Origin of the sequence: Leptospira bouyouniensis (assembly GCF_004769525.1) — a bacterium.
In the GTDB taxonomy this organism is placed as follows: Bacteria; Spirochaetota; Leptospiria; order Leptospirales; family Leptospiraceae; genus Leptospira_A; species Leptospira_A bouyouniensis.
Map to the genome: position 1 here is coordinate 247,544 of NZ_RQFT01000011.1, position 26,189 is coordinate 273,732.

Here is a 26,189-nt window from a genome sequence, read left to right on the forward strand (position 1 = left end):
GCATTTTTTCCGTTAAAAAAAATTAAGGTGTCAGACGGTAAATCATACGAGGGAAAGGAATACATTCTCTGATATGAGGCAGTCCACAGACCCAAGCAATCACACGTTCTAACCCCATTCCGAAACCAGCATGTGGGACAGAACCATACTTCCTTAAATCCAGATACCAGGAATAATCTTCTGGAGGAAGGCCTTCTTCTTTGAGGCGTTCGACAATTTTTTCATAGGATTCTTCCCTTTCAGAACCACCAATGATTTCTCCAATGCCGTCTGGAGCAATGAGATCGGCAGAAAGGACTGTCCTTGGATCCTGCGGGTTTTGTTTCATATAAAAGGCTTTGATGGACCGTGGGAAGTTTTGGATGAAAATGGCAGTCCCAAAATGATTTGTCAGGATTTGTTCTCGTTCCGCATTGATGTCTTCTCCCCATTCAATGGTTTCCTTTGCATCCTTTAGGATTTGGATGGCGTCTCCATAATCCACTCTTGGGAATGGAGTGTTTAGTACTTTAAGGAGAGGTTCTGGGTCACGGTCGAGGGTTTTTAACTCTTCTATTGTTCGCTCAATTGTTGTTCGTAATACTGATTTCACAAACCGTTCTTGTAGGTCCAAATTAGCATCCTGGTCAAGAAAGGCAGTTTCTGCTTCTAACATCCAAAATTCTGTAAGGTGGCGTTTGGTTTTACTTTTCTCTGCTCGGAATGTTGGTCCAAAACAATAAACTTTCGAATGAGCAAAGGCAGCCGTTTCCAAGTAAAGTTGACCAGTTTGGGCCAAATATGCTTGCCCTAAATCAAAATACTCTGTGGAAAACAGAGTCCCTGCTGATTCCCCGATGGAGCCTGTGAGGATGGGAGTGTCAATCAATGTGTAACCGTCGTTACGAAAGAATTCTCGGATGGCAAAAGACAGTTCCGAACGAACCCTTTGGATGGCAAGTTGTCGTTTAGAACGTAACCATAAATGCCTGTGGTTGTGTAAAAAATCAGGACCATGTTCTTTGGGTGTGATTGGGTAGTCAGAAGAATTCCCAACGATGGTAAGGGTTGATAAAACAAGTTCTTCTCCTCCAGGTGCTTTCACATTTTCCTGCCAACTGCCAGTGACGGAAATAGATGTTTCTTGGGGTAAAGATTTGATTTGTTTGAACAGTTCCTCACCTAATGTCTCTTTTTCACAGACAACTTGTAAAATGTTTCCATTCGTTCTCAATTGTAAAAATTGGACATGGTTATTGCCTCGAAGGCCTTGCACCCAACCATTGAGAGGTTGGGAACTATTTGTGAGGGATGGACGGGAGAGTTTTGGATCTAAACTTGGAATCATGGATGGTTTTTTCTGTTTGCCAGTTCAATTTTCTCTGAAATTTTGAACTTACAGAATGAAATCTAGCATCCTATTAGACGGTAAAGCGATTTCCGAAAAAATCCGAAATCGAATCCAAGAAACATTAGCAAAAGCGAAAGCCGAAGGTAAGGGAATTCCTACACTTGCTACCATCCTAGTTGGGAATAACCCTGCTTCGGAAACTTATGTAAACATGAAAGTAAAAGCCTGTGAAAAGGTTGGAATGAATTCACGTTACATTCGTTTGAAAGAAGAAACAACAACAGAAGAACTTTTATCTGAGATTCGTAAATTAAACAACGATAGTTCGATCAATGGCATTTTATTACAACACCCAGTCCCCCACCAAATTGACGAACGTAAAGCATTCGACGAAATTGCATTAGAGAAGGATGTTGATGGTGTAACAACTGTTTCCTTCGGAAACTTGTCTATGAACAGCGAAGCATATTTTCCGTGCACTCCGTACGGTATGGTTCTGCTATTGCAGGAATACGGAATCGATGTGACGGGAAAACATGCAGTGGTAGTAGGAAGGTCCCCGATTCTTGGCAAACCAATGGCAATCATGTTAACGAATTTAGATGCCACGGTTACCCTTTGTCATTCAAAGACAAAAGGTTTACCTGAGCTTGTCAAACAAGCAGACATCATTGTTGGTGCTGTAGGAAAACCAGAATTCATTAAAGCAGATTGGATCAAAGAGGGAGCGATCATTTTGGACGCTGGTTATAATGTTGGGAATGTGGGCGACATTGAAGTATCAAAAGCAAAAGATAAAGCTTCCTATTATACTCCAGTGCCTGGTGGTGTTGGTCCCATGACAATTTCAGTTTTACTTCTACAAACAATGTATAGTTTTTTAGGTCAATTTTCACCTAAGTTGGATTCCCATGCCTCAAATCGTTAGTTTTGATGAATGTTTTCAAACGGTTCCTAAACTAGATCCACCAAATGATTTGGATACGTTTTGGAAATCTGGGATTAGTGAGCTTAAAAAAGTTCCCATCAAAGCCACTTATAAAACTGTATTAAAGGGTTCATTTATTTGGGAATCTTTAAACGATGTAAGTTTTCAAAGTATTGACAATCATGTGTTACATGGTAAGTTGGCTATCCCAAGGAAACGTGGAGATCGACCTGTTGTTGTTTATTTCCATGATTATCTAGCGATTCCTGAAGAAATTCAAAAAGGATATTCTGATTTAGGTGTTGCACAATTACACATCACCTTACGTGGCCATGGTGATGAAATGATCCAAATGCCAGTGGATCCTGTTACTGGCAAATCTCCTGTCGGTTGGACTCCGAATTATTTCGCGCATGGACTTGATCAAAAAGAAGAGTTTTATATGCGAAAACTCTATTTGGACGTAATTCGGACGATTGAATTTTTAAGATTATCTGATGGAATTGATGGTGACCAAATCATTCTACATGGAAAGTCGTTAGGTTCTGCATTATCGGTTTTTGGTGCAGCTTATTCTGATCGAATTAAGGGACTGATTCTTGAGACACCTTCTTTTTGTTATATTGACAAAGAACAAATGTCCTTAAAAGGAAATCCTTGGGTAAGAGAACTCACTCCGTTTTTTGAAAAAAGAGCTACGAAGAAAATCGATTATAAAAAAGAATTAGCTTATTTTGATGCAATGAATTTTGCCAAAAAAATTAAAATCCCTGCTCTTTTTTCTTGTGGAATGGAAGACCAAATCTCTCATCCAAAATCAACATTTGCTTTGTTTAACCATATGAATTGTGATAAACGAATGCAAATTTACCCAACAGAAGGAAATGAGGCTGGGAAAGAAAAACAACCGCTAGCAAATTTAGAATTTGTTAAAGAAATTTTTGCATTATGAAACCTATTCCGTTTTTCTTTTTTAATACTAAGACTGGGAAAAAGGAAGCTTTCTTACCGAAAGATTCCAATTCAGTTACCATTTACTCTTGCGGGCCAACGGTTTATAATTTTGCTCATATTGGAAACATACGTTCCTTTTTGTTTGTCGATATTCTACGTCGATCCTTACTACTAGGTGGTTACAAATTAAACCAATCGATGAATATCACTGACATTGATGATAAAATTATCAATGCCTCAATCAAACAAAACATAAGTGTGGAAGAATTTACAAAACCTTGGACGGAAGCTTTTTTTAAAGATTTAGAAACTTTACAAATTCAAAGGTTAGAACACTACCCTAAAGCAACTGAGTCAATCGACGATATGGTATCGCTTGTAGAAATATTGCAGTCCAATGGTCTAGCTTATGAACGTGAAGGAAATGTATATTTTTCAATCCAAAAATTCCAACGTTATGGCGAGTTATCTAAAATAGATGTTTCTGGGATGAAGTCCGGTGTTCGATATGACGCGGATGAATATGAAAAAGATGATGTCAGAGATTTTGTTTTATGGAAAAACCAAAAGACGAAAGAAGAAAAATGTTGGCATACACGAATTGGAATGGGAAGGCCTGGCTGGCATTTAGAATGTTCCGCCATGATTCGAAAAATTTATGGAACTGGAGTCGATATTCATACAGGTGGAATTGATTTACTTTTTCCACATCATGAGAATGAATTTGCTCAATCAGTTGGTGCCTACCCAGAAGAACAATTTGTCGGAACATGGCTTCATTGTGAACATTTGTTAGTTGATGGTGAAAAAATGTCAAAAAGTAAAGGTAATTTTTATACCTTGCGAGACATTTTAGAGAAAGGCTTTGAACCCAAAGTGATTCGGTTTCATCTGATTTCTGCTCATTACAGAAGTAAGCTTAATTTTTCTTTAGCTAAACTTGAAGAATCCAAGGTAGCATTAGATCGAATTCAAAATACAATTTATCGTTTGTTAGAAACGGGTTCCTTATGGAATCAAATTCCAGAAGAATCGTTAATTAAAAATTTTTCATTAAAAGAAATAGAAACTCTCAATTCAGATTTTTTAAATGCGATCGCAGATGATTTAAATATTCCAAAAGCATTAGCAACTTTATTTGAGTTTGTTCGTTTAGTTAATCTGACGTTAGACCAATCAAAAGATGAAATTTCTAATGAGTTCTATGAAGAAAGCCTTGTTTTCTTTTGTAAGTTGAATTCTTTATTTGCTGTGTTTTCATTTGAAAAAACCAAAGAAACATTAGATGGAATTTCTGAAGAATGGATTTTAAAACAAATTTCCAATCGAAAAATAGCAAAACAAAACAAAGATTTTGCGACTGCAGACAATATCCGAAAAGAGTTGGAATTAAAAGGTATCCTTCTCGCTGATACAAAAGAAGGAAATACAACATGGAAAAAAGCCCTGTAGAAATACTCTTCGGGAAACGGAATTTTTTTGAATTTTTAGAATCCTTGGAACAAATGGCTCCAGAACGAGGGCTAAAAACCATTCGAGAGGTCATTGTAAAGGATGGAATAGGAAATGAGGAGAAACAAAGGATCAAATCTTACCTTCCCAATTCCGTAAAGTTTACAACAGTATCTTCAAGGGAACTTGATCGAATTGCCCAAGATAAAAACCACCAAGGTTATGTGATCATACGCACTAAACAAAAATCATATTTGTCTCTGGGTTTTGAACAGTTCAAACAGAACATATCACCGAATGAAGGTCCCATTTTGATTTTAGATCGGATTCAAGATCCAGGTAATTTGGGTAATTTATTAAGGACTGCTGAATGTATGGGAGTGAAACACGTGTTAATGTCGGATAGAGATACTTCCCCCATTACACCGGTAGTAGAAAAAGTCTCAGCTGGAGCTATCCATCACATTCAAATTTATCGTGTCGCTAATTTGAAACATGGTATTGATTTCCTGAAGAAAAATGAATATTGGATCCTTGCAACTGATGAAGAAGGTGACGAAGGCATTTGGGAAACATTACCAGATGTTTCACAAATGGCTGTGATCATGGGCAATGAAGGCGAGGGTGTGAAACGAATTTTGCTTGAAGATGCTGATTATGTGGCTAGAATTCCTTTGTATGGTGCTGTTACTTCCCTAAATGTCGTGGTAGCATGTGGCATTACTTTGGATCGTCTTCATCATGCTTCGGAATAAACGAATCAGATTAGTAATATTTTTAATTTTTACAATCATATTTAGTACGGAAGCATGTATTTATAATTTTTATCGAAAAGAATTTGTTTCTGAAGACAAAAAGAATGAAGAGGCATTATTACTTGCATTTCTTGGACTTCTACCCAATCCAAATCAAAAACTTTTTGGTTTTTTTCCTGCAACTTCAAGAAACCTGTCCAACTCACAATTTTTAAATGCAGAATGGTTTCCAAAGTCTGATAAAAAAAAATTGGTTTTTGTCCATGGTTGGAATCCAGCTGAAAGAGATTCTGATCCAATTACGAGTGATGAAAAAAAAATACAAAATATCAAGAATACTTTTTTAAATGGACTCATTCATTTCCAAGAAGGAAGGAATTCAGCTAGTTCTGAATTTGATTTGTATTTATATACCTATCGTACTTCAAATAGCATACTTGTAAACGGAAGACAATTTTATTCTACCTTAAGGGCAAATTTTTCAGATACTGATTCAGTGTACATCGTTGCTCATTCGATGGGAGGACTTGTGACAAGGGTTACACTTTCAAGAGAATCAGGTGAATTACCTTTTATACGTTTGGTAATTACGTTAGCAACTCCCCATTTCGGCTCACCTTTTGCGTCGAGAGGTTTCTTAGGATCCAATCCATTTGCTAATGAATTAGGTTCCTATTTAGTTGATACACAAGGTGGAAGTGAACTTGCCTATACTAACGCAGGGAATTTACAAACAACTTTAAATGGTGCTAACAATCTTGTGTTAGATGTATTAAATGATTCTTATATTAAATCTGGCCTAAATACAAAGTTCATTAGTTTTGCTGGAATTTTAAGTAATTGTTCCCTTGGCGAAACGTTTTACTACAACACTGGATGTACAATACTCAATAATGCAGGTTTTACTCAGTCTGATGGAATTGTGACTGTAAATAGTGCACAACTTGGAAATATGAGTTTAAAACAGATTAATGTGAGTGATTGCGATCATTCGATGATGGCGTTTCAAACTTCCAATATAGACGATACTAAAAGTTTAAATTTATTCTCGCAAGTGATTAGCGAGATAAGAAACAATCCTTAATTCTTTATCTGAAGATGATTTAATTGTTTTGTAAATTTCGAACTGAATAAAACAATCCAAGAAATCCTAACAAAAAAAATAAAATTCCCCACTCGAGGTTTCCTTCCTTCCATAAAAAACATTGTACAGAATATAATCCTCCGAATACAAAACTTAATCCGGAAATTGTACCTAGAAATGATATAAGGATTCTGTTTGGATAAACTGATAGTTGGTAATTTGGATACTTTTGAAAAAAACCTCTCCAGAAATAATATGGTGGTTTTGTTTTTTCATAGAATGAATATAGAATTTCTTTATTGGTACCTGGCACTACATAAGTGGAAAGAAGAAGTAAAATCGCAGAACTGACAGCGGTATATAAGATTGAATATGGAAATACGATTTTTAGAAAGAAAGAGAATAAAAGATACAAAGAAGGCGAAAGAATTAAAGCTAAGATTTCAGTCCAAGCAGATACTCGCCAAAAATACCATCGAATGATGAGAACAAAGCCAATACCAGATGATGCTTCCAATAAAAACACCCATGCACCTTTGATTGTGTCCATTCCATATACGGCAAGTAAGAAAGAAAAAAATGCTGTAATCAATTGGATTAAATACGAAGATTTTATATAATAGCTATCAATTTTTGAATATTTAGTGAATGGTTTCCAAAGATCATTCACTAAATAAGATGCTCCCCAATTCAAATGCGTTGCAAGTGTCGACAAGTAAGCTGCAAGGAATGCACTGAGCATAAGTCCCATCATACCTCTTGGCATTCCTTCTTGTAATACCATCAAAAAACCTTTGCCACTTTCTACTTCTGATAGAGTTGGATATAACACAAGTGATACGAGTGCTACAAGTATCCATGGCCAAGGTCTGACAAAATAATGAGCGACTACAAACCAGAGACTTCCTTTCAATGCAGCACTTTCATTTTTGGTTGCGAGGATTCTTTGCGCAATATATCCTCCACCGCCAGGTTCAGATCCAGGATACCAGCTAGACCACCAAAGTACTGTTAAAAGAATTAGAAAATGATCCCAAGGTAGAGATCCATTTTCTCCATTTGGAAAAAAAAGAATTTTGTGATTTGGTAATTGTGATTTTAGATTTTCCAATCCGCCGATAGATGGAAGTTGAATTGCAAAATAGGCAAAGAGAATACAACCAATCCAAGCAAGAAAAAATTGGAAAACATCGATATACGAAATCCCACGTAATCCCGCAATGGCAGTATAAAAGACACCAAATACTAACAAAAAAATTAATATAAGAGATGGATTATAAATTGGGAAAAATACAGGAATGATTTTTAACATTGCCAAATTGACCCAACCCAGAATGACCAAATTTAATAAAAAACCAATTACGAATGCTTTAAATCCTCGAAGGAACTCAGCTTCTTTCCCACTATATCGAATTTGAAGTAATTCAAGGTCTGTACTTGCGCCTGAACGTTTCCATAATTTGGAAAAGAAAAAGACGGTAACAAATCCACCAACCGACATGTACCACCATATCCAATTTCCAGAAATCCCTTGCGATCTTATAATTTCTGTTACAGCAAGTGGGGTGTCTGCGGCAAACGTTGTTGCTACCATGGCAGTTCCAGCAACGAACCAACTTAAACTTCCCTCAGCCTGGAAATATTCTTTGGTCGATTTGTTTTTAGATCGGAAGCGAAGAAGGATTAGGAAAATGATGATAAAAGGAAAGAAAAAAAATAAATAATCTAAGATATGAAATGAATTCATAATCTAACTTTGATCCCCATCTCTTTCATCGTTTGTTTCGTTTCTTGGATCGAGAATTCTCCGAAATGAAAAATAGAAGCTGCAAGGACTGCATCCGCCCCCCCTCTTAATATCACTTCAGCCATATGTTCAGGATTTCCTGCTCCACCAGAGGCAATGATTGGGATTGTTAAATTTGAGGTAAATGATTTCATAAGATTGATATCAAATCCATCTTTTGTTCCATCCTTGTCCATCGATGTGAGTAAAATTTCACCTGCACCCATTTGATGTGCTTCTCTACCCCAATCCAAAGCGTCTCTACCAGTTTCTGCCCTGCCACCATTTAAATACACTTCATATCGTTTTCTTTCTGGATGAAACTTAACATCAATTGCACAGACGATGCATTGTGAACCATATATTTCACTTGCATCTTTTAACAATTTTGGATTTTGAAATGCACTTGTGTTAATAGATACTTTGTCAGCTCCTTTGTTTAGGACAGCTTTCACATCATCGATGGTTCGGATTCCTCCACCAACTGTAAATGGAATAAAAAGTTTATTGGCAACTTCTTCCACTAAATGCAAAAGAATATCTCGTTTGTCAGAAGAAGCAGTGATATCTAAAAAACAAAGTTCATCGGCTTTGTTTTCTTCGTATGCAACTGCACAGGATACAGGATCCCCTGCATCGATTAAATTGACAAATTGAACACCCTTTACGACTCTTCCTCCTTTGATGTCCAAACAAGGAATGACTCTTTTGGTAAGTTCATCCATTTTATTTTATCTCTTTTGGTAAGGATACTTTGCAAAGATCTAAATTTGATAAGGATTTTGCAAATCCAAGTAATTTGCTTTCATCAAAATGAGATGTAGTCAATTGAATACCAATCGGCAGACCATTTTGGTCTACACCTGCAGGACAACTAATCGCAGGGACTCCAGCTAAATTAACAGAAGTTGTTAAAATATCCGCCTGGTACATTTGGATTGGATCTTTTGTTTTTTCTCCCACTTTGAATGCAGTGGTTGGTGATGTAGGTTGTAAAATTACATCAACAGATTTGAAAAATTCTGCGTATTGTTTTCTGATTAGCACTCTAGCTTTTTGTGCTTTCCCATAATAAGCATCATAATACCCAGAACTTAGAGAGAAGGTTCCAAGTAAGATCCTTCTTTTTACTTCTTTTCCAAAACCAGCACTTCTTGATTCAGAATATAAATCATCTAATTTGCCAGATGTTTCTTTTCTTAAACCATAACGAATCCCATCAAAACGACTTAGGTTTGATGAACATTCTGCAGTTGCAATGAGATAATAAACAGGAATTGCATACTTCAATAATGAAAAGTCTAAAGGTACAAGTTGGGCCCCTTTTGCTTCCAACGATTTTAAAATTTCTAGATACCTAACATTTACATCAGGCGAAAAATTAAAATCTTCGGTTTTCATGATCCCAATTTTTTTACCTTTCCAATCGATATCAGAGACTGATTTTGATTCGAAATGTTCTACCTTAGCAGTTGTTTGGTCTTTGGAATCAATACCTGATAATATTTCCATCAGATCGATTATGCCTTGCATATCATTTGAGAATGGACCAATTTGGTCTAAACTTGAAGCATATGCAATTAATCCAAAACGTGAAACTCTTCCATAAGTAGGTTTTAAACCCCATATCCCACAGAGAGAAGCTGGTTGGCGAATGGATCCTCCTGTATCGGAACCAAGAGAAACTGGCAACATGGATGCAGCAACTGCCGCCGCCGAACCACCGCTAGATCCACCAGGAATTCGTTCTGAATCAAACGGATTTTTTGATGTTTGGAATGCGCTGTTTTCTGTTGATGATCCCATTGCAAATTCGTCCATATTCAGACGAGGAAAAAGTACAAAACCTTTTTCTTTTAATTTGGTTATGACGGTTGCATCATATGGAGATACAAAGTTTTCTAAAATTTTGGATGAACAAGATGTGATTTCACCTGTGATACAAATATTGTCTTTAATTCCAATCGGAATTCCATCAAACTCCGAAAGAAGTTTTCCACTTTTCCTACGGACATCACTTTCTTTTGCTTGTTTCAAAATTTTTTCTTGGTTTATTTCCAAAAATGCTTTTAGTTTTGAATCTACTGAATTTATCCTTTGTAAGTAAGCAGTTACTAAATCTTCGGAAGATAAAGATCCATCATTCAATTTGTTTTTAATTTCAGAATAAGTTAAATAAATCAATTCTTTCATGTTTCAATTACCTTGGGAACTACCACATAACCATTTTCATATGAAGGTGCAATTTTTGCTAGGTCTTCACGTTTTAAAGAGTTTTCACTTAAATCCTTGCGGAGTTCATAAAAAATTTGTTCGTAAATTTCATCATCGCCTACTTTTGATGTATCTAAGTTTTTAATTTCATCTACATATTGGACAATTCTAGAAAAGTCACTTAACATACCTGATATTTCATTTTCTTCGATGTTCAATTTTGCTAAATTTGCAATGTTTTTTAATTCTTTTTCATCCATATGGTTTCCTCAGTAGGCATTCCTATCAATAATCGCTTTTAGCGGAGTTAATAAAATAATCTTAATATCGAGTAATAATGACCAATTCTCAATGTAGAAAATATCAGCTTCGATTCGTTTTTCAATGGAAGTATCACCTCGAAATCCTTGTACCTGCGCCCACCCAGTGATTCCTGCTTTTGCTGCATGCCTTCTCATATATTGGTGGTGTTCATTTCGAAATTTTTCAACATAGAATGGCCTTTCAGGTCTTGGTCCGACAACAGACATATCTCCTAGTAAAACATTAAAAAACTGAGGAGTTTCATCGAGGGATAATTTCCGTAAGATAGCACCAACAGCAGTAACTCTTGGGTCATCCTTCGTAGTCCACAAGGTATCAGATTTTTCCTTGGCCTGGACTACCATGGAACGAAATTTGATCATCCCAAATACCTTATTATCCAAACCTACTCGTTCTTGTTTATAAAATACAGGGCCATTACTAGTAAATTTAACGAGTAATGCAATGATGATATAAAACGGACTGAAGAGTAAAATGAAAAATAATGAGAAAATTATATCGAAGATTCTTTTTAATACGAGATTGTATCCTAGTCTGAGAGGGATATTCCGAATGGAAATAATTGGAATTCCATCCAATACTTCGACTCTTCCTTTTGCTGTAACAATTTCTTCATAACTTGGAATCACCTTCAAATCAATTCCGTGAAAATCTGCAATATCAATTACTTCCTTGAGTGAATCGCCTTCATCGTGTGACAATGCATAGACGATCAGATCAATATCATTGTTTTCGACGTAATTTTCAAGTTTTGGAGTTGTCGTGACTGTTTGGATCAATTTGGGGGATAAGTTTTTTTTGCCGGAAACAAATCCTTTGACTGTATATCCATAAATGGAATGTTTTTGCAAAGTTTTCGAAAAATTAATAGCAGATTTACCAGTTCCAATGATGAGAACTGATTTTAGATTATAACCTTTGCTCCTAAGGTATTGCATTAATGTTCGTAGTAAAAAATGGGAAAAAGTTGTTAAAATAACAGTGCTGATCGCAAAATATCCGATGACAAGCCTCGAAAAACTTTCGCCTCGAAAGAAAAAGAGTAATGATAATACAACTAATAAATTTAAAACTACACCAGATATAATGGCAAACAGTTCATCGGAAAAAGAGAGCCCTCGTCTTGGATGGTATAAATCAATCGATAAAAAAGAGACAACTTGAGAGAATCCAAGTACAATTCCAAGAATTAAATAATTGAAAGGATCAATGGTTTGGATTTGAAAACTTGAATCAGGTGATAAATAATAACGTACGATATAAGCTGTTAAAAAACTGGCTAAACCAATAAAAAAATCAGTCACAAGGAATAATAATTTGAAGGATTGACTACGTTCTTTTAACATATGTTTCTCTAATTTACTCTGTTAGGTCTGTCGATGTTCCATCTAATGGGCGTTTTCTGAATCGATATAATCTTACTCTCGTTGCTTGCGCCGAAGCGGAATCTCCAAAGCTGAAATTTGTTAAATTCACTGATAAATATACGGATTGGTCATAGAAAGTTAATTGATTATTGAGTGCAAGTCCACCTGGTAATGCACGAAGATTCATACTGTATCCGAGACGATATTCCCAGTTATGAAGGTCCATTTTGAATGTCATCATGAATCGATTTATATTGAAGACTGTTTTTTGTCTTTCCGTTTGACCATTTGCTCCCGTTCCTGACGCTAAGTCTTCCCAAATGGTAGTTTGGTCATAATTTGTCCCTGTTTGAGAAGTATAAAGTTCTGGACTTGTATTCAATGCATAAAATTGACCTTGAGCAAGTGCAGTTAAACGCCAAGGTTCAGTTACTCTTGAATCTAATTCTAGTTCGACGCCAGTATATCTTGTTACTTTTACGTCTGTTTTAAAAAAGAATCGATAACTATCTAAAAAACTATCTTTATAAACGTGATACCAAGTAGAACCTATTTCTAAACTACGAAATGCACGAATGATAGGCCAAGAGAACCCACCCATTTTATAAGATACTGTTAAATTATTGGATAAAGAACGATTCTGAGGTGTATGGTGCACGTAATCATTATTAATGAAAATACCTGAATAAAAATTTCTTTTCCTTTCCAATAAACTTGGTCTTCTAGTTGAAAAACCATCTACGAAATCAAAGAAACCTCCAATGCGTACAACGGTATAATACCAACGTTGCATATTTGTTAGACCTGGATTATATGTCGAAGAAAATTGTCTTAAATCACGAATAGTTCTTACTGAAATATCCCAATCATTTAAAGCATAACTTTCCAATGCAAACTCTGCTTCATGTTGGCGTAAATTTCCAAGAATTGGATCTTTTGCTTCTGCTTTATCTGCATCTAACCTTCTGTATGTGGTAGATAAAAATATTTCGGGTATCCCCATTCTTACGGTATGCGATTGTCTTACATATTGGTAAGACTGTTGTTTGAGTAAAGTTGCATATGCCTTGTTAACATCACGATCTGGTCCATTTAACTCACTTCCTGTTCCTGGAAATTCAACGGTTTGTTTTGTTGCACCCATATAAACTGATGGAGTAAACGACATATAAGTTCCCATAGCAATCGGAGAACGAAGTCCAGTTTCCCCGATCACATTGGTTTGTGATCGTAAAACGTAGTCTTGGTATTGACTTCTTGGATCAACAATTCCTGTGGTTGGGTTTACTTTTTGTTGAGGTGGACCATAAATTCGATTGATATTGGTTTGGAATAACATATCCCAATAGATTGGACTTGTCGTTCCCGGAATGTTACCAACATTACTTGAGTTACGAATTGTGACTGCAGGTAAAGTGTCTTGAGCCGCAAAGTATTGATTTGCTTGAATTTGGTAAATGAGAGTTCGGCTCATAGAAATACCAACACTCAAATCGCCTCGATTTTCAGTATAGTTAAAGTTCCAATTAAGAAGGTTTCTAATCAAACCATATCGAACATCACGAAAAGTATATAAAGACTGTAATGAATTTGATGGTTGGTATCGATTTCCAAATTCATAATCAAACAATCTGTTGCTATAATTTTCATATTGTAATTGGAAATTCCGAGTATAATCTTTTGAAAAATCATTAAATTTAGCATTTAAACGTAAATCCGCTTTCCACCAAGGATCATAGTTAACTCCTGTATTACGATATGGGAGTCCTGAATTAGGAAACAATTCTCCGCGATCTACATTATTGGTAACAGCTACATTTCCAAATCCACCATTTTTGAATCGATCTTCATAAACAGGAGTTACCGCATTGTTTTTATAATTTGCATAACCTAAATTAATATTATAATTTAAAATTGGAGATACTTTCCACATCTCCAATTGAGCAGCTTGTCCCGTTTTTTCATACATATCAAAACGAAACTTATACCCATTTGCTAAAAACAAACTATTGGGATAGGAATCTGACCATTGGTATGAGTTTTGCCAAAACCAACCTTGTGTATTGTTTTTACCAAATTGAGTCGTGACCCCGTTCCCTGACTCTGAGTTATATAGAAAGGGTAACATGAAAAGTGTTGTACCCCCAACTTTATACGACACCCATTGTGCAACAACCGTTCTGTCATCATGAATCACGATACGTTTAGCTTGGAAAGATTCATGAGGTAGTTCTGCATTACAAGCAGTGAAGTAACCCATTTCTAAGAGATAACGTTTCTCATCTAAACGTTTGATCTTTTGGCCAATAAAATGTGAAGGGAACATACTCAATTTAGAATTATAAACAATACCTTGGTTTAATTTAAGATCATAAATCATACGATCTCCAATTACCTTGGCATTTCCATCTTTGTATTCGACTCCACCTTCTGCATAAATTTCTTGCCTGCTTGCATCAATCGAAACGGAATCTGCAATCAATTCCCCAGCTTTGATTTTCACGCGAACCTTCCCTCTTAAAACAAGGACTCCTCCTTTTGTTTTATCAATATTCATTAGCTGGCCTTCTGCTGCGTTTTGAATTTGAATGGGAGGAGCTTTTTTGGGTTGGGAACTGAGTAAAGACTCAGGTGTTAACGGTGGTTCTTCTTCTGGAACAAGTGCTTCACGCAATCGTTCCCGTTTGCTATAGATTGTACCGGAAGGATTTAGACCTAAATTACGAAGGTTGTCTTCGACTTCTCTATCTGTCATTGAATCAACAGACTTACGAACGAGTCCCCGCTGTATTTGTGCTGATGTTTGTTTTCTTTCTTCTTCTTGTTGGTTTTTTGTAGGGATCGATTGGTCTGGGAATAGTAATTTTAAGCCATTGGTATCCTGTGCCAGAATTTCCATTCCGATAAGAAAACCACAAAATAGTATGAGAAAATGAATGGATTTTTGCACAGCGGGCTTTGGAAGTATAGAACGAGAGTTTTACCCCTATCGAAAAAATCAATGGAAAACCAGGTAGAAATTCGAGACGGAATCTCGTAAAATCGCTGAAAAAGAGGTTGCGTAAGGATCCGATGAATGGACATAATCAAATGGCTCGAATCCCTTGAGCATAGGTGAGTTTTGAATGGCGAAAACCTACTCTGGAGAACGAATCCCCGGAACACTTCGGTACACTCTCAAAATCAGAGAGGGGAATGAAGAACATATTGTCCAAGTCCCAGAGCCTTCCATCCAAATCCTGACGGATGGATTTGGTCCAGAAGAAAGTGCGAATCGTTTGGCACTTGCGATCCTCCTTGATTTTTCAAAGAACCCTCAAATTTCATTTGCCCATTACAAAGATTTTAATTTTTTCTTAGCAGGACTTTTATCAGAAGATAATTGGTTATTACATTCGAATCGAATTCATTTGTTTTTTAAACTTTTAGAAAACCCTAGCTTCGAAAAAAAACCAATCTTATCAGGGAATCTTTAATTTCAATTTATACAGGTTTGACAATTGGTAATGTGAACACCCAAGAGGAATTGGTTTCATCACGTAACAAACTACCTTTGTGTTCGGCGATGATACTCCTTGTCACATCCAATGAGTTCATTTGAGAAATACCCATCATCAAATCCTCTCCCCCATTGTCTTGGATTCGGATTTGCACAAATTCATTCCCATCCCTTTCATCCACTGACAGATTAACAGAGATCTTTCTACCAATTGAATCTTCTCTTGTATTGACACGAAGCCTTGCATCTTGGATCAAGTTGAGTAAAACTTGTTTGATTTTTTGCGGTTGGCAATAGACATGAGGAACATCTCCCATTTCCAATTCACATTGGATCCCTTCTTTTAAAAAGTATTGGTGGAGAAAAGAGCGAGTGTCATTTAAGATACTCACTAGATTCGAGTATGTCCACTGAGAACTTGTGGATTGAGAATAAGATACTAAATTTTTAACAATTTTTGCAATTCTTTCTGATTCTTCCGTGATTTTGACTGCTTTTTCTTTGAGGGTTTGATTTGCAGTTTTTTTTGCTTCTAAAGCAATAAGATCAGCGAGGTTAAGAATGGATGTGAGCGGATTATTGATTTCATGTGAGATTCCTGAAGCAACAAGTGCGATGGTTTCCCATTTTTGGTTTTCTGCTAAACGACTTTCCACTACACGGATATGTTTTTGTACTTGTGATTTATAAATTGCCATTTCCACAGAGATATAAAGATCTCTACTATTGAATGGTTTGATGAGGTAACCAAAGGGTTCCGTGGTTTTTGCTCGATTGATCGTGGCTTCATCCGAATAAGCTGTGAGGTAAATGACTGGAATTTCTTTTGTTCGTTTGATTCTACCAGCAATCTCAATTCCATCCATAGGACCATTTAACATGATATCCATAAGCACCAAATCAAAGTGTTCGGACTCTATTTGGTCAATGGCATCATTTGCTTCAGAAACATAAATGGCATTGTATCCATATTGTTTCAATGTAGAACAAATATTAATCGCAATGATCCTCTCGTCTTCTACAACGAGGATTTTTTTTACATCTGTTTCTTTTTCATTTCCCACAATTGATGTCATTGTTTTACACAACCAGTTCTCACTATCAAACAGAATAATTTCCGTTTGTCAACAGAATCCGGACAACAAATCTCTGTATTGTGGAAGAGGAATTGAATGAAGCCCAAAAGCAGGTGGTTTTAGCGCCACGTGGACCTGTTTTAGTGATCGCAGGTGCAGGAACAGGAAAAACGAAAACTTTAGTTCATAAACTTGCCCATTTGGTCAAAAATGGTACTAATCCTGAATCCATTCTTCTCCTGACTTTCACAAGGCGTGCTGCCAAAGAAATGTTAGGAAGGGCTTCTCGAATTTTAGACAATCGAATGATGTCTGTTCGAGGAGGAACGTTTCATTCATTTTGTCATTTGTTCCTGCGAAAATATGCAAATGCGATTCCAATAGATTCAAATTTTACAATATTAGATGAAGAAGATACCATTGGTTTTGTTGGTATGGCAAGAGACCAAGTGGTCACAAATGCCACTAAAGTTAGGTTTCCCAAAAAAGAAACACTTGCAGAGATTTTTTCAACTTGTTTTAACTTACAAGTTTCTCTCGAAAAATACTTACAAAAAGAATACCCAATGTTTCTAGGAATTACTAAAGAAATCCAAGAAATTAAAACAAAATTTACTGATCTCAAATTAAAACACAATTCTTTAGACTTCGATGATTTATTAGATTTTACGAGAAAGTTGTTAATGACTGACGAATCGATTCGAGACCGAATGTCATCAATTTATGAATACATATTGGTTGATGAATACCAAGATACAAATCGTATCCAGGCACATATAGCTTGTTTATTGGCAAGTAAACACCAAAACATACTGGTTGTGGGAGATGATGCACAGTGTATTTATGGGTTTAGGGGGGCAAATGTTCATAATATGTTGGATTTTCCCAAAATTTTTCCCAGTTCTACTTCCATTCAACTAACAGAAAACTATCGGAGTGTGCAACCGATTTTAAACTTTGCAAATGCAGTTCTAGAAAATAGCACTGAAAATTACAAAAAATATCTAATCTCACCTTACAAAAAAAAAGCACAATTACCTTATCTTTTACAAATAGAATCTTTGGAAGAGGAAGCAGATTGGATCAGTAACCAAATATTGGAATTGTATGAAGAAGGGATTGCCTTTTCTGAAATGGCTGTGCTTTTTCGTGCGGGTTATTCATCCCACCTACTCGAAGTACATTTGAATGCTAAGAAAATACCATATAAAAAATATGGAGGGAGGAAGTTTTTTGATTTAGCACATGTAAAAGATATCTTAGCTTATCTCAAAGTGATTGAAAATCATAAAGATATTCTGTCTTGGAATCGAATTTTATTATTAGAAAATCAAATAGGTAAAAAGTATTCACAAGTTTTATATAAAAAATTAGAATCAATTTTTTTCCATTGGAGAGAAGATTCCAATTTCTTTTTAGGATTACCTGAAGCGACAAAAGATTCTTTTACAAAGTTAATGGAATGTTTAGATTCCCTCTCACCAATATCTCAATCGACCAATCAAATATTAGAAAAAGTATTATCACATTATTCCTCCGTTCTGGAATTGAATTATGATGATGCGGACAAAAGAAAACAAGACCTAGAGGCTCTTATCCTATTGTCAAAACAAGAATCAAACTTATCTGATTATTTATCCAATTTGATTTTAAACCCGGTGGATGGAAAGGAATTAGGGAATCATAATGATGAAAACGATGAGTTTATCACTTTGTCAACAATCCATTCGGCAAAGGGATTGGAATGGAGGTATGTGTTTACGATGCAAGTTGTAGAAGGAAACCTACCCCACAGTAGGATTCGTACAACTGAAGAATTAGAAGAAGAAAGGCGATTGTTTTACGTTGCCATTACTCGAGCAAAGGATGTCTTATATTTAACCAATCCATCTTTTAACGACAAAAATAGATTTACTCCTGTTAGTCGGTTTGTTTCCGATTTACCCAAGGATAAAGAATTGTTTCAAATTTTAGAGGCAAAAAAACAGGAAAATTCCAAAGAAAATCTAAATAATAAGGCAAATCCCTCTTCAAACGATCCCTTCCAAAATATTCAAAACTACTTTTTGAATTGATTTTTACCAAATCATCCTAGAAAATTCTAATCATTGGGGGATTTATGAAGAATCACTATTTTACCATTATTTTCAGTTCTTTTTCGTTATTATTATTTGTCACTTGTGCATCCAACGATCCAAAAGATACAGCCGATTCAAAAAACCAAGATCCAAAGTCAAATTCTAGAAGTGCGAATTTAGAAGACCCTGAGAAAAGTGGAAAAAAATTTGGTTGTATTGAAGGAAATTGTGTTAACGGTGTTGGCAAATATGTTTATGAAAATGGCGATATTTACTCAGGATCTTTTAAAAATGATTTAAGAGATGGAACTGGTAGTTTTGTTTACGCAGATGGCGAAAAGTTTAGCGGAACTTATGTGGAAGATAAAAAACAAGGCCCTGGTGAATATAATTTCAAAAACGGGGACAAGTATGTTGGTGAATTTCAAAATGGTCAAATCAACGGAAAAGGAACGTATAGTTTCAAAGATGGCAAATCCGTTTCAGGTGATTTTACCTCCGATGGCCAAGAAGGGATCGGAGTTCTCATTGATGATGGAAAATCAAGAAATTGTAAAATCTCTGGTAGAAAATTATTATGTGAATGAATTCATTCACAAGTTGCAGTTTGGTTTTTTACCTGATTGCATTGCAGTTTCATACAAAGCCATAGCCTTTGGCATGGCTTCATTCAGTTGGCGAATTCTAGTTTCATCTGAAGGGTGAGTAGATAAAAGTTCATTCGGTTTACCACTCCCCAATGCACTCATATTCTTCCAAAGATTGACACTTTCTCTCGGATCAAAACCAGACTTTGCCATAATCTCTAATCCAATCAAATCAGCTTCTGACTCATGTTGTCTTGAAAACGGTAACAAAACACCGAATTTTGCACCCATGCCTAGGGCACCTGCTACAGTTGGTTTTCCTAATGTTTCTAAAATTTTAACGGAACCTGTGGTCAATTGGTTTTGAGAAACTCTTTCATTTCCATGCCTTGCAATTACATGACCTATTTCATGCCCAATTACGGCTGCTAGTTGGTCTTTGTTTTTGGCTACAGAAAACATCCCTGTATACACTCCGATTTTTCCACCAGGTAATGCAAAGGCATTGGGTGTATTGTCTCTAAAAACAACTACTTCCCACTGATCCACTCCTGTTGTATCAGTGGTAACCACAAGCTGATTCTCGACAATACATTTTACATAAGTATTTGTATTGGATCTAGTATCAATGGGTGTTTTGGATTTCATTTCATAAAAAGCCTGAGTACCCATTTCATTCATCTCGGAGTCATCAACTAATGTAATTTGTCTTCTACCTGTTGGAGAAGTATTACATTGGAGAAAGAACAGAATAATGGATAAAAAAGTATAAAATCGTTTCATTGATTTTCCTTATTATAAAATTGATCTAAGAATGGAATGATTTCAGGAAAAGGAATTGGTTTTGATAACCAATACCCTTGGATTTCATCACAATCATATGACTTTAAGAGTTCCAATTGCTCTAACTCTTCGACACCTTCTGCTACGACCGAATAACCCAAGTCATGTGCCATATTAATGATTGATATGAGTAAAAAACTTTCTTTCGAGCCAACATGAACATTGTTTAAAAAAGATTTGTCGATTTTTAAAATTGAAAGTGGAAGTTTTTCTAAATATGATAAAGATGAAAATCCAGTTCCGAAATCGTCTAAAGCGACCTTGACACCGATATCAATCAAATTAGAAAGAATCGGTACCGTTTCGGTTAAGTTTTTCATTGCAAGACTTTCTGTGATTTCAACCTGAAGAGATGTATATGGAATATTTCTTTCTTTGTGTAAGTCAACAATCCAATGGAAAATGTTCTGATCAAAAAACACTTGAGGACTTAAGTTTACAGCGATCGAAATTTGTTTTCCCTTTTTGATTTGCACTTCTTCAATCACATTCGCAGTTTGTTCTAGTACAAACCGTGTGATGGGAACAATAAGACCAGAATCTTCTGCGAGGGGAATGAATTCTGCTGGAGAGACCATTCCCCTTTGTGGGTGCCTCCACCGAACCAGTGCTTCCCAATGGCCTATTCGATTGGTTTTTAAATCCAAAATCGGCTGGTAATAAACAGATATTTCATTATGATTGAGTGCTTTTTTGAGATCGTTTTGGATTTCAAGTTGGAAATGGATTTTTTCCTGCATTGCTTGGTTGAAAACTGATACTGTCCCTACTTTTTGCGATTTTGCATGGAACATCGCAATTTCTGCATTTCGTAACAATACATCCGCTTCTTTCCCACCGAGTCCAAATGCAGAAATTCCACAAGAAGCCGTTAAATAAATTTCGTAACCACCGATGGGAATTGGATCTCCCACATATTCGAGCAGACGATATGCGTAATCAACAGCTTCTTCGATTGAGAGCAAATGATTTAAGAGAATTGAGAAATTATCTGCTCCTAATCTTGTGATGATTGCATCTTTGTCAGAAAATTGTTTTAACCTTTGCGAAAAGATGATGAGGATATTATCACCAGCTTCATTGCCGATGGAGTGATTAATACGTTTGAAATTATCGATATTGATACAAAAAAGAATGGGATACCCATCTTGTTTGATATTGTAGGCAAATATTTTTTGTTCTATTCTTGCTAAGTATAAGGCTCGGTTCGGTAACCCAGTTAAGCTGTCATAAAAAGCATCGTGAGTGAGTTGTTCTTCTGCTAATTTTCGATCGGTGATATCATGGTGGATTGCAATATATTGAAATACGGATCCATCATGCCCAATAAATGGTACGATGGTCGTATCAACCCAAAATACGGTGCCATCTTTTTTAGTATTGAGTATTTCACCCCGCCAAACATTACCTTTATGTATGGTTTCCCAAATTTTAGCCCATTCTTCTTTTGTTTTGTTTTGGCATTTTAAAATTCGATGATTTTGTCCAAGTAATTCCGAAACTTGAAAACCTGTTCCTTTTGCAAAGGCATCATTCACATAGGTGATGATTCCATTTGCATCGGTAATCGAAACAATATTTGCTTGGTCTAAAGCAAACTTTTGCAATTGGATCTCTTTTAACGATTGGTATAAAAATGTTTCTGTGGTGTTTTTTTCCTTTCTGAAAACAAGTTCCCTTCTTTCTCTTTCTAAAACTTCTGCTAGTCTAAGAAGTGTTTTACGGTCGATAATATCATTCACACCCGATTTCATATACTGCAGGTTTTTGTGAAAGTTTTCTTCGTCACTGATTAAGATCACTGGGATATCTAAGTCTTTTTCCTTTAAGAATTTCAAATATAATGAAATTTCTAAATGAAAGGGTTTTCTTGTACTACAAAGGATGGCGTCCCAATCTTCTTCTAAGACTGTCGATTCAAATGAACCAAATGACTCCACTACTTTGTATAAAGGGCTAAGACCATTAGCCTTCATTTCACGAACAATATCAAAAACGCTATTGGAATCGTTTTCTAGAATTAATACACTGATTGGACTGCCCATTTTAAATGCCGAAAGCGGCGGATCTCTCCGATTATCATGGGGAAAAATCTGAAAATCTCAACCTAAAAATGATTCGAATTTTATATGAAATTTCGTCGTATGGAGTGTGCATCCGAAGGTTTTTGAAACAAGTTACATCCGAAAAGAGCATTTAGAACACGAGTTGCGAAGGTTACTCCTGGATATGAGTGATTTGGAGTACAAAAATTTAAATGACTACGACAAAGGTGGGTTTGATGGATTCAACCAAGCGATCACATTAGTTTTGAAAAAATTGCAAAACTAGGGTTTTTTCTAGTAGAATGGATATCCGATTTCAGTCGGGAATCAATTCTACAAAAATTCTTTACAAAAATTGTGTAAAAACAGATAGTATACGTGCCAGTAGGAAGTTCAATGAATTTCACAACAAAACAAGTTAAAAATCATACAGTTGTTACTCTAGAGGGATCCCTCGACATTTATTCTGCACCAGCACTTAAAAAAGAGCTCCATAAAATTATTGATGATGGAGCCGAATCAGTTGCAATTGATATGATCAATATCAAATTATTGGATTCATCTGGGATTGCTTTACTCGCCAATTTACAAAAGAAACTGAAATCGGAAGAAGGTCAGTTTTTCCTTTTGAATGTCAGCCAAGATGTTATGGTCATCTTAAAACTATCCAGTTTGGATAAGTTTTTTACCATTTTAGGTGGAGAAGGAGAACTCCCTTAATTCACTGAAACATTCATTGATTCTTTCAGAGCCGAAAGAATTTCACTTCGGCTCTAGAAATTGGATTTTCTGAATCCTTCGATAAAATCCAATCCCCTCCCTGATTTTGAAACCATTTTGAAGACTCACCAGTCACACCAACGTTAGTCCCGATTTTAACTTTCCCTTTTTTAAGATTTGTGGATTGTACCGATACGATCAGGTCATAAGGTAAATTCAAACCAAAAGTTCCAAGTTTCAAACTCGCAAGATTCCCTTCGATTTGGATTTCATCACAAACAACTTCTCGACCATCTCTTAGTTTTACTTTGAGTTTGATGGGTAGATTAGATTCTTCTTTTTTGGTAATGTTCTGAGTTGGTCCATTTATTTTTTTATCTGTGGCAAGCGGTGTTTCAGCAACAAGTGGGATTTTTTCTTCTGAAACAACGGCAGCTAAATTCTTAGTTTCTACTTTTGAATCCTCTAATGAAACTTTGATTTCTTCTTTGATTTGATTCAGTTCTTTTGTTTCTTCTTGTGATAAATTTGAAGTTGTTTCTGTTTTTAATATTTTTTCAATGATTACTGGTTTTAAAACTAAATTTTTACCTTCTTCAATATTTTCAGCTGCTTTTGCATCACCTAACTTAGTTGCCTCTTCCTTTGAAAACGCAACAAGGGATTTATTTTCTTGGTAAAAATTACCGATCAGTAATAAACGTCGATTCGCTCTAATCGCAACGTCTTTGTTTTCCTTTTGTTTGACTAATTGTATGTATTCTTTCACTGCATTGGAAGTTTTTCCAAGTTCTTCCATTGATCTTGCTTTGATGTAAGATTGGTCGTTTGTAAGAACTGGTAAACTTTCCAATGCTTTTAAAGTTTCTTCATAATCACCACTCTGAAATAGAGAGTAAGCTAGTTCCTCTGGGGATTTCTTTTTAGATTTTAATTCGTTTTTCTTTTTTTGACCATCTTCTATAAAACTAATTAAAAGGGATGCATTCTCGGCATAATGAGATCCGGGAAACAAATCAATTGTTTTGTTTAATTTTACATATGCCTTTTCTCGTTCTCCCATCATCACTAAACAATACCCATGGTGTAACAAAGTAAATGCCATCTCATCCGATAATGTAGCTGTGATTGATTCTTCTAGTTCTTGGTATTTTTTAGAAGCAATCGGATACTTCCTTGTCCTTTCCATATAAAAAGCAAATTGTAAACGTATAATTGTTTTTTGTTGTTCCTCTAGTTCTAGTGGAGACTTTAGATTGAGAAAACGAACTGAATTGATCACAGAAAGACCAAAGCGGTCTTTCCAACTCATTTTTAAATCCAAACCTTCCGTTTCAGAGTTCATAATCCCTGATTCTAAGATATTCACCTTAACTTCAGACATGTAGTCATCTTTTGACAAAAACATTTGTTTTAATCTTTCACGTAAGGTTTGTGAAGAAAGTTCATAATTCATGAGTTGATCTCTTAAGATACCAAATCGTAATTCTTGTAACTTCACACTTACGATGGCCTCAGATGCCATTGCAAAGAATAAAAATAGAATTCCAAATAAGGAGAAAAAGAAAAACTTTTTCATTCTGGTACGTCAAGGACAAGCATTGTGACATCATCCTTATATTCTTCATGTTTTTCATCGAGTAAAGCCATTGCTTTCTCAACGATTTCAGCATTTGTTAAATGGATATTCTCTAATACAATTTCCGTAAAACGTTCTAAACCAAATAAACCACCTTCTTTGATTGGCGTTTCCACAACCCCGTCTGTATATAGGATGATTTTATCTCCTGGTTCAACAGGAAAGGATTCAAGAGAATATTGAATATCATCACCCATTCCTAAAGGTGGACCAGAACTATCGATAAATCGAACTTCTTTCGTTGAGGGTCGTATGATGAAGGGTGCGTTATGGCCCGCATTTACAAATTTAACTACACCTGGTTCATCAAAAACGACGAAAACGCCAGTAGCAAAAAAGGAAGCCTGTAAACGATTGGCAATTACCTCACCTAATGAATTGATCGCATGAATAGGTGCCGGGTTTTCTTTCATAATGGATTGTAAAGACATTGCCATAACAACTGTTACTAGAGCCGCTGAAACTCCATGCCCAGAAGCATCTGCCAAAAAGAATCCATAAAAATTTTGTTCAGGAACTTGAAAGTATTGGTATAAATCGCCAGATACTTCTCGCATTGGACGATATAATTTTCCGATATTAAATTTTTTAAACTTCTTAACTGAAGGTAAAAACAATTCTTGAACTTCTTTTCCAATTTGAAGTTCTTGGTTGATTTCCTGGTTTAAGCGCGTAATCGTTGTTACTTTATTTTGAATCTCTTCTGCCATTTGGTTAAAGGACTTACCTAAACTGTCTAGTTCATCATCACTTTTGAATTTCCAATTGACTCTTGCTTCTAAATTTCCTGTCGCCATGTCTTTTGAAGCAACTTCCAAATCACCCACTCGTTTGAAAATCGCACGATACACAAGGATTGCAAAAATTATATGAAACAATACTCCCCAGATCACAGCATACCCTACTTGGATATAAAGTTGTTTCAAACGATCTTGGATGGAGGAAATATTAAAATGTGTATATAAAAAGACTTCCATTCCATCTGCAAGTTGGATGGGCAAAAGAAAATTCACAGTAAAATCGGATTCATTCAAATCAAGGCTATACCGTGCTTTGAACAAATTCCCTTCTTTATCGGAAGATACTTCTTTCGTTTTTTTGAGTACCGATTCTGGAATGGTTTTGGATTCTGATCCTGAATTTGTTTCGGGTTCAGTATGGATGATATTTCCTTCCGAATCAAAAATAGAAAATTGCAAAATTTCATAGAGTTTTAAAGTTTTTCGAAAAACTTCGAAACTTTCGTCTCTTTGTTTTGTTAGCCCAATCGATTGAATGTCTGTTAGGATCGTATTTGCTAAATTTTCAGATTGGAATTGGAAGTTTTTTAGGAGCAAATCCGACTGATTTTCGAAGATCATCACAGTAAAAAAGATGATATTTAGGAAAGCTAAGAGAGAATAAAAGAGTCCAATCTTAAAGCGTAAGGAATTCGTCGTTTTGATTTTGCTTTTGTTCACGGCAATTACTAGTATTGTCGATAATTAAGTGATAGAAATCTATCACAA

General features: G+C 35.7%; 22 protein-coding genes. 10 read left to right on the forward strand and 12 right to left on the reverse strand.

The window, feature by feature from the left end; genetic code table 11:
• Window positions 1–22: 22 nt before the first annotated feature.
• Window positions 23–1,327, reverse strand: coding sequence for an asparagine--tRNA ligase (gene asnS, locus EHQ43_RS12850; RefSeq protein WP_135771400.1), 1,305 nt, complete (start codon window positions 1,325–1,327; stop codon window positions 23–25).
• A gap of 55 nt (window positions 1,328–1,382) precedes the next feature.
• Between asnS and folD the strand changes: the two genes are divergently transcribed.
• From folD to EHQ43_RS12875, 5 genes are read left to right on the forward strand one after another with little or no spacing between them, the layout of a single operon-like run.
• Window positions 1,383–2,258, forward strand: coding sequence for a bifunctional methylenetetrahydrofolate dehydrogenase/methenyltetrahydrofolate cyclohydrolase FolD (gene folD, locus EHQ43_RS12855; protein ID WP_135754131.1), 876 nt, complete (start codon window positions 1,383–1,385; stop codon window positions 2,256–2,258).
• Window positions 2,242–3,210 carry an acetylxylan esterase gene (locus EHQ43_RS12860; RefSeq protein WP_135742007.1) on the forward strand — a complete coding sequence of 323 codons (969 nt, stop codon included), beginning with the start codon at window positions 2,242–2,244 and terminating at the stop codon, window positions 3,208–3,210. Before folD ends, EHQ43_RS12860 begins: the two co-directional genes overlap by 17 nt.
• Window positions 3,207–4,664 (forward strand): cysteine--tRNA ligase, encoded by a 1,458-nt coding sequence (gene cysS / locus EHQ43_RS12865; protein WP_135754132.1) that lies wholly within the window; start codon window positions 3,207–3,209, stop codon window positions 4,662–4,664. The genes EHQ43_RS12860 and cysS overlap by 4 nt, the downstream gene beginning before the upstream one ends.
• Complete coding sequence (gene rlmB, locus EHQ43_RS12870) at window positions 4,646–5,419, forward strand: 23S rRNA (guanosine(2251)-2'-O)-methyltransferase RlmB (protein ID WP_135754133.1); 774 nt, start codon at window positions 4,646–4,648, stop codon at window positions 5,417–5,419. Before cysS ends, rlmB begins: the two co-directional genes overlap by 19 nt.
• A complete protein-coding gene (locus tag EHQ43_RS12875; protein ID WP_135771401.1) occupies window positions 5,406–6,503 on the forward strand; it encodes an esterase/lipase family protein in 1,098 nt (365 codons plus the stop codon). The genes rlmB and EHQ43_RS12875 overlap by 14 nt, the downstream gene beginning before the upstream one ends.
• A 19-nt stretch (window positions 6,504–6,522) precedes the next feature.
• Here the strand turns inward: EHQ43_RS12875 and EHQ43_RS12880 are convergent, their stop codons facing one another.
• The 6 genes from EHQ43_RS12880 to EHQ43_RS12905 are packed head-to-tail and all read right to left on the reverse strand — an operon-like array spanning window position 6,523 to window position 15,093.
• Entirely contained in the window at window positions 6,523–8,250 is a 1,728-nt protein-coding gene (locus EHQ43_RS12880) for a sodium:solute symporter family protein (RefSeq protein ID WP_135771402.1), read from the reverse strand.
• Window positions 8,247–9,014 carry an imidazole glycerol phosphate synthase subunit HisF gene (hisF, locus tag EHQ43_RS12885; RefSeq protein ID WP_135742012.1) on the reverse strand — a complete coding sequence of 256 codons (768 nt, stop codon included), beginning with the start codon at window positions 9,012–9,014 and terminating at the stop codon, window positions 8,247–8,249. Before hisF ends, EHQ43_RS12880 begins: the two co-directional genes overlap by 4 nt.
• Before the next feature lies 1 nt (window position 9,015).
• Complete coding sequence (gene gatA, locus EHQ43_RS12890; protein WP_135754135.1) at window positions 9,016–10,482, reverse strand: Asp-tRNA(Asn)/Glu-tRNA(Gln) amidotransferase subunit GatA; 1,467 nt, start codon at window positions 10,480–10,482, stop codon at window positions 9,016–9,018.
• Window positions 10,479–10,763, reverse strand: coding sequence for an Asp-tRNA(Asn)/Glu-tRNA(Gln) amidotransferase subunit GatC (gene gatC / locus EHQ43_RS12895; RefSeq protein ID WP_135742014.1), 285 nt, complete (start codon window positions 10,761–10,763; stop codon window positions 10,479–10,481). The genes gatA and gatC overlap by 4 nt, the downstream gene beginning before the upstream one ends.
• A gap of 9 nt (window positions 10,764–10,772) precedes the next feature.
• Entirely contained in the window at window positions 10,773–12,173 is a 1,401-nt protein-coding gene (locus EHQ43_RS12900; protein WP_135771403.1) for an undecaprenyl-phosphate glucose phosphotransferase, read from the reverse strand.
• 13 nt (window positions 12,174–12,186) lie between these two features.
• Window positions 12,187–15,093 carry an LPS-assembly protein LptD gene (locus tag EHQ43_RS12905; protein WP_135771404.1) on the reverse strand — a complete coding sequence of 969 codons (2,907 nt, stop codon included), beginning with the start codon at window positions 15,091–15,093 and terminating at the stop codon, window positions 12,187–12,189.
• Between the two features lie 226 nt (window positions 15,094–15,319).
• Here EHQ43_RS12905 and EHQ43_RS12910 point away from each other — a divergent pair, with 226 nt between their 5' ends.
• Window positions 15,320–15,670: a hypothetical protein gene (locus EHQ43_RS12910; protein ID WP_135742017.1), complete on the forward strand. Its 351-nt coding sequence runs from the start codon at window positions 15,320–15,322 to the stop codon at window positions 15,668–15,670.
• A gap of 7 nt (window positions 15,671–15,677) precedes the next feature.
• Here EHQ43_RS12910 and EHQ43_RS12915 read toward each other — a convergent pair whose 3' ends face one another.
• Complete coding sequence (locus EHQ43_RS12915; protein ID WP_135771405.1) at window positions 15,678–16,769, reverse strand: response regulator; 1,092 nt, start codon at window positions 16,767–16,769, stop codon at window positions 15,678–15,680.
• Window positions 16,770–16,861: 92 nt separating this feature from the next.
• Between EHQ43_RS12915 and EHQ43_RS12920 the strand changes: the two genes are divergently transcribed.
• Together EHQ43_RS12920 and EHQ43_RS12925 are read left to right on the forward strand one after the other, a co-directional pair.
• Complete coding sequence (locus EHQ43_RS12920; protein WP_244242801.1) at window positions 16,862–18,844, forward strand: ATP-dependent helicase; 1,983 nt, start codon at window positions 16,862–16,864, stop codon at window positions 18,842–18,844.
• A gap of 44 nt (window positions 18,845–18,888) precedes the next feature.
• Window positions 18,889–19,434, forward strand: coding sequence for an MORN repeat-containing protein (locus EHQ43_RS12925; RefSeq protein ID WP_135771407.1), 546 nt, complete (start codon window positions 18,889–18,891; stop codon window positions 19,432–19,434).
• A 6-nt stretch (window positions 19,435–19,440) separates the two neighbouring features.
• On the opposite strand, the gene EHQ43_RS12930 is transcribed toward EHQ43_RS12925, so the two are convergent.
• Complete coding sequence (locus tag EHQ43_RS12930; RefSeq protein ID WP_135771408.1) at window positions 19,441–20,217, reverse strand: M48 family metallopeptidase; 777 nt, start codon at window positions 20,215–20,217, stop codon at window positions 19,441–19,443.
• Window positions 20,214–22,322 (reverse strand): EAL domain-containing protein, encoded by a 2,109-nt coding sequence (locus EHQ43_RS12935; RefSeq protein ID WP_135771409.1) that lies wholly within the window; start codon window positions 22,320–22,322, stop codon window positions 20,214–20,216. The genes EHQ43_RS12930 and EHQ43_RS12935 overlap by 4 nt, the downstream gene beginning before the upstream one ends.
• A 106-nt stretch (window positions 22,323–22,428) precedes the next feature.
• Here EHQ43_RS12935 and EHQ43_RS12940 point away from each other — a divergent pair, with 106 nt between their 5' ends.
• Together EHQ43_RS12940 and EHQ43_RS12945 are read left to right on the forward strand one after the other, a co-directional pair.
• Window positions 22,429–22,608, forward strand: coding sequence for a hypothetical protein (locus tag EHQ43_RS12940; RefSeq protein WP_135742023.1), 180 nt, complete (start codon window positions 22,429–22,431; stop codon window positions 22,606–22,608).
• A 110-nt stretch (window positions 22,609–22,718) separates the two neighbouring features.
• Complete coding sequence (locus EHQ43_RS12945) at window positions 22,719–23,042, forward strand: STAS domain-containing protein (RefSeq protein WP_135742024.1); 324 nt, start codon at window positions 22,719–22,721, stop codon at window positions 23,040–23,042.
• Between the two features lie 25 nt (window positions 23,043–23,067).
• Here EHQ43_RS12945 and EHQ43_RS12950 read toward each other — a convergent pair whose 3' ends face one another.
• On the reverse strand, window positions 23,068–24,621 hold the full coding sequence (locus EHQ43_RS12950; protein WP_135771410.1) for a tetratricopeptide repeat protein: 1,554 nt from the start codon (window positions 24,619–24,621) through the stop codon (window positions 23,068–23,070).
• Window positions 24,618–26,141: a PP2C family protein-serine/threonine phosphatase gene (locus EHQ43_RS12955; protein ID WP_135742026.1), complete on the reverse strand. Its 1,524-nt coding sequence runs from the start codon at window positions 26,139–26,141 to the stop codon at window positions 24,618–24,620. The genes EHQ43_RS12950 and EHQ43_RS12955 overlap by 4 nt, the downstream gene beginning before the upstream one ends.
• Window positions 26,142–26,189: the final 48 nt, after the last annotated feature.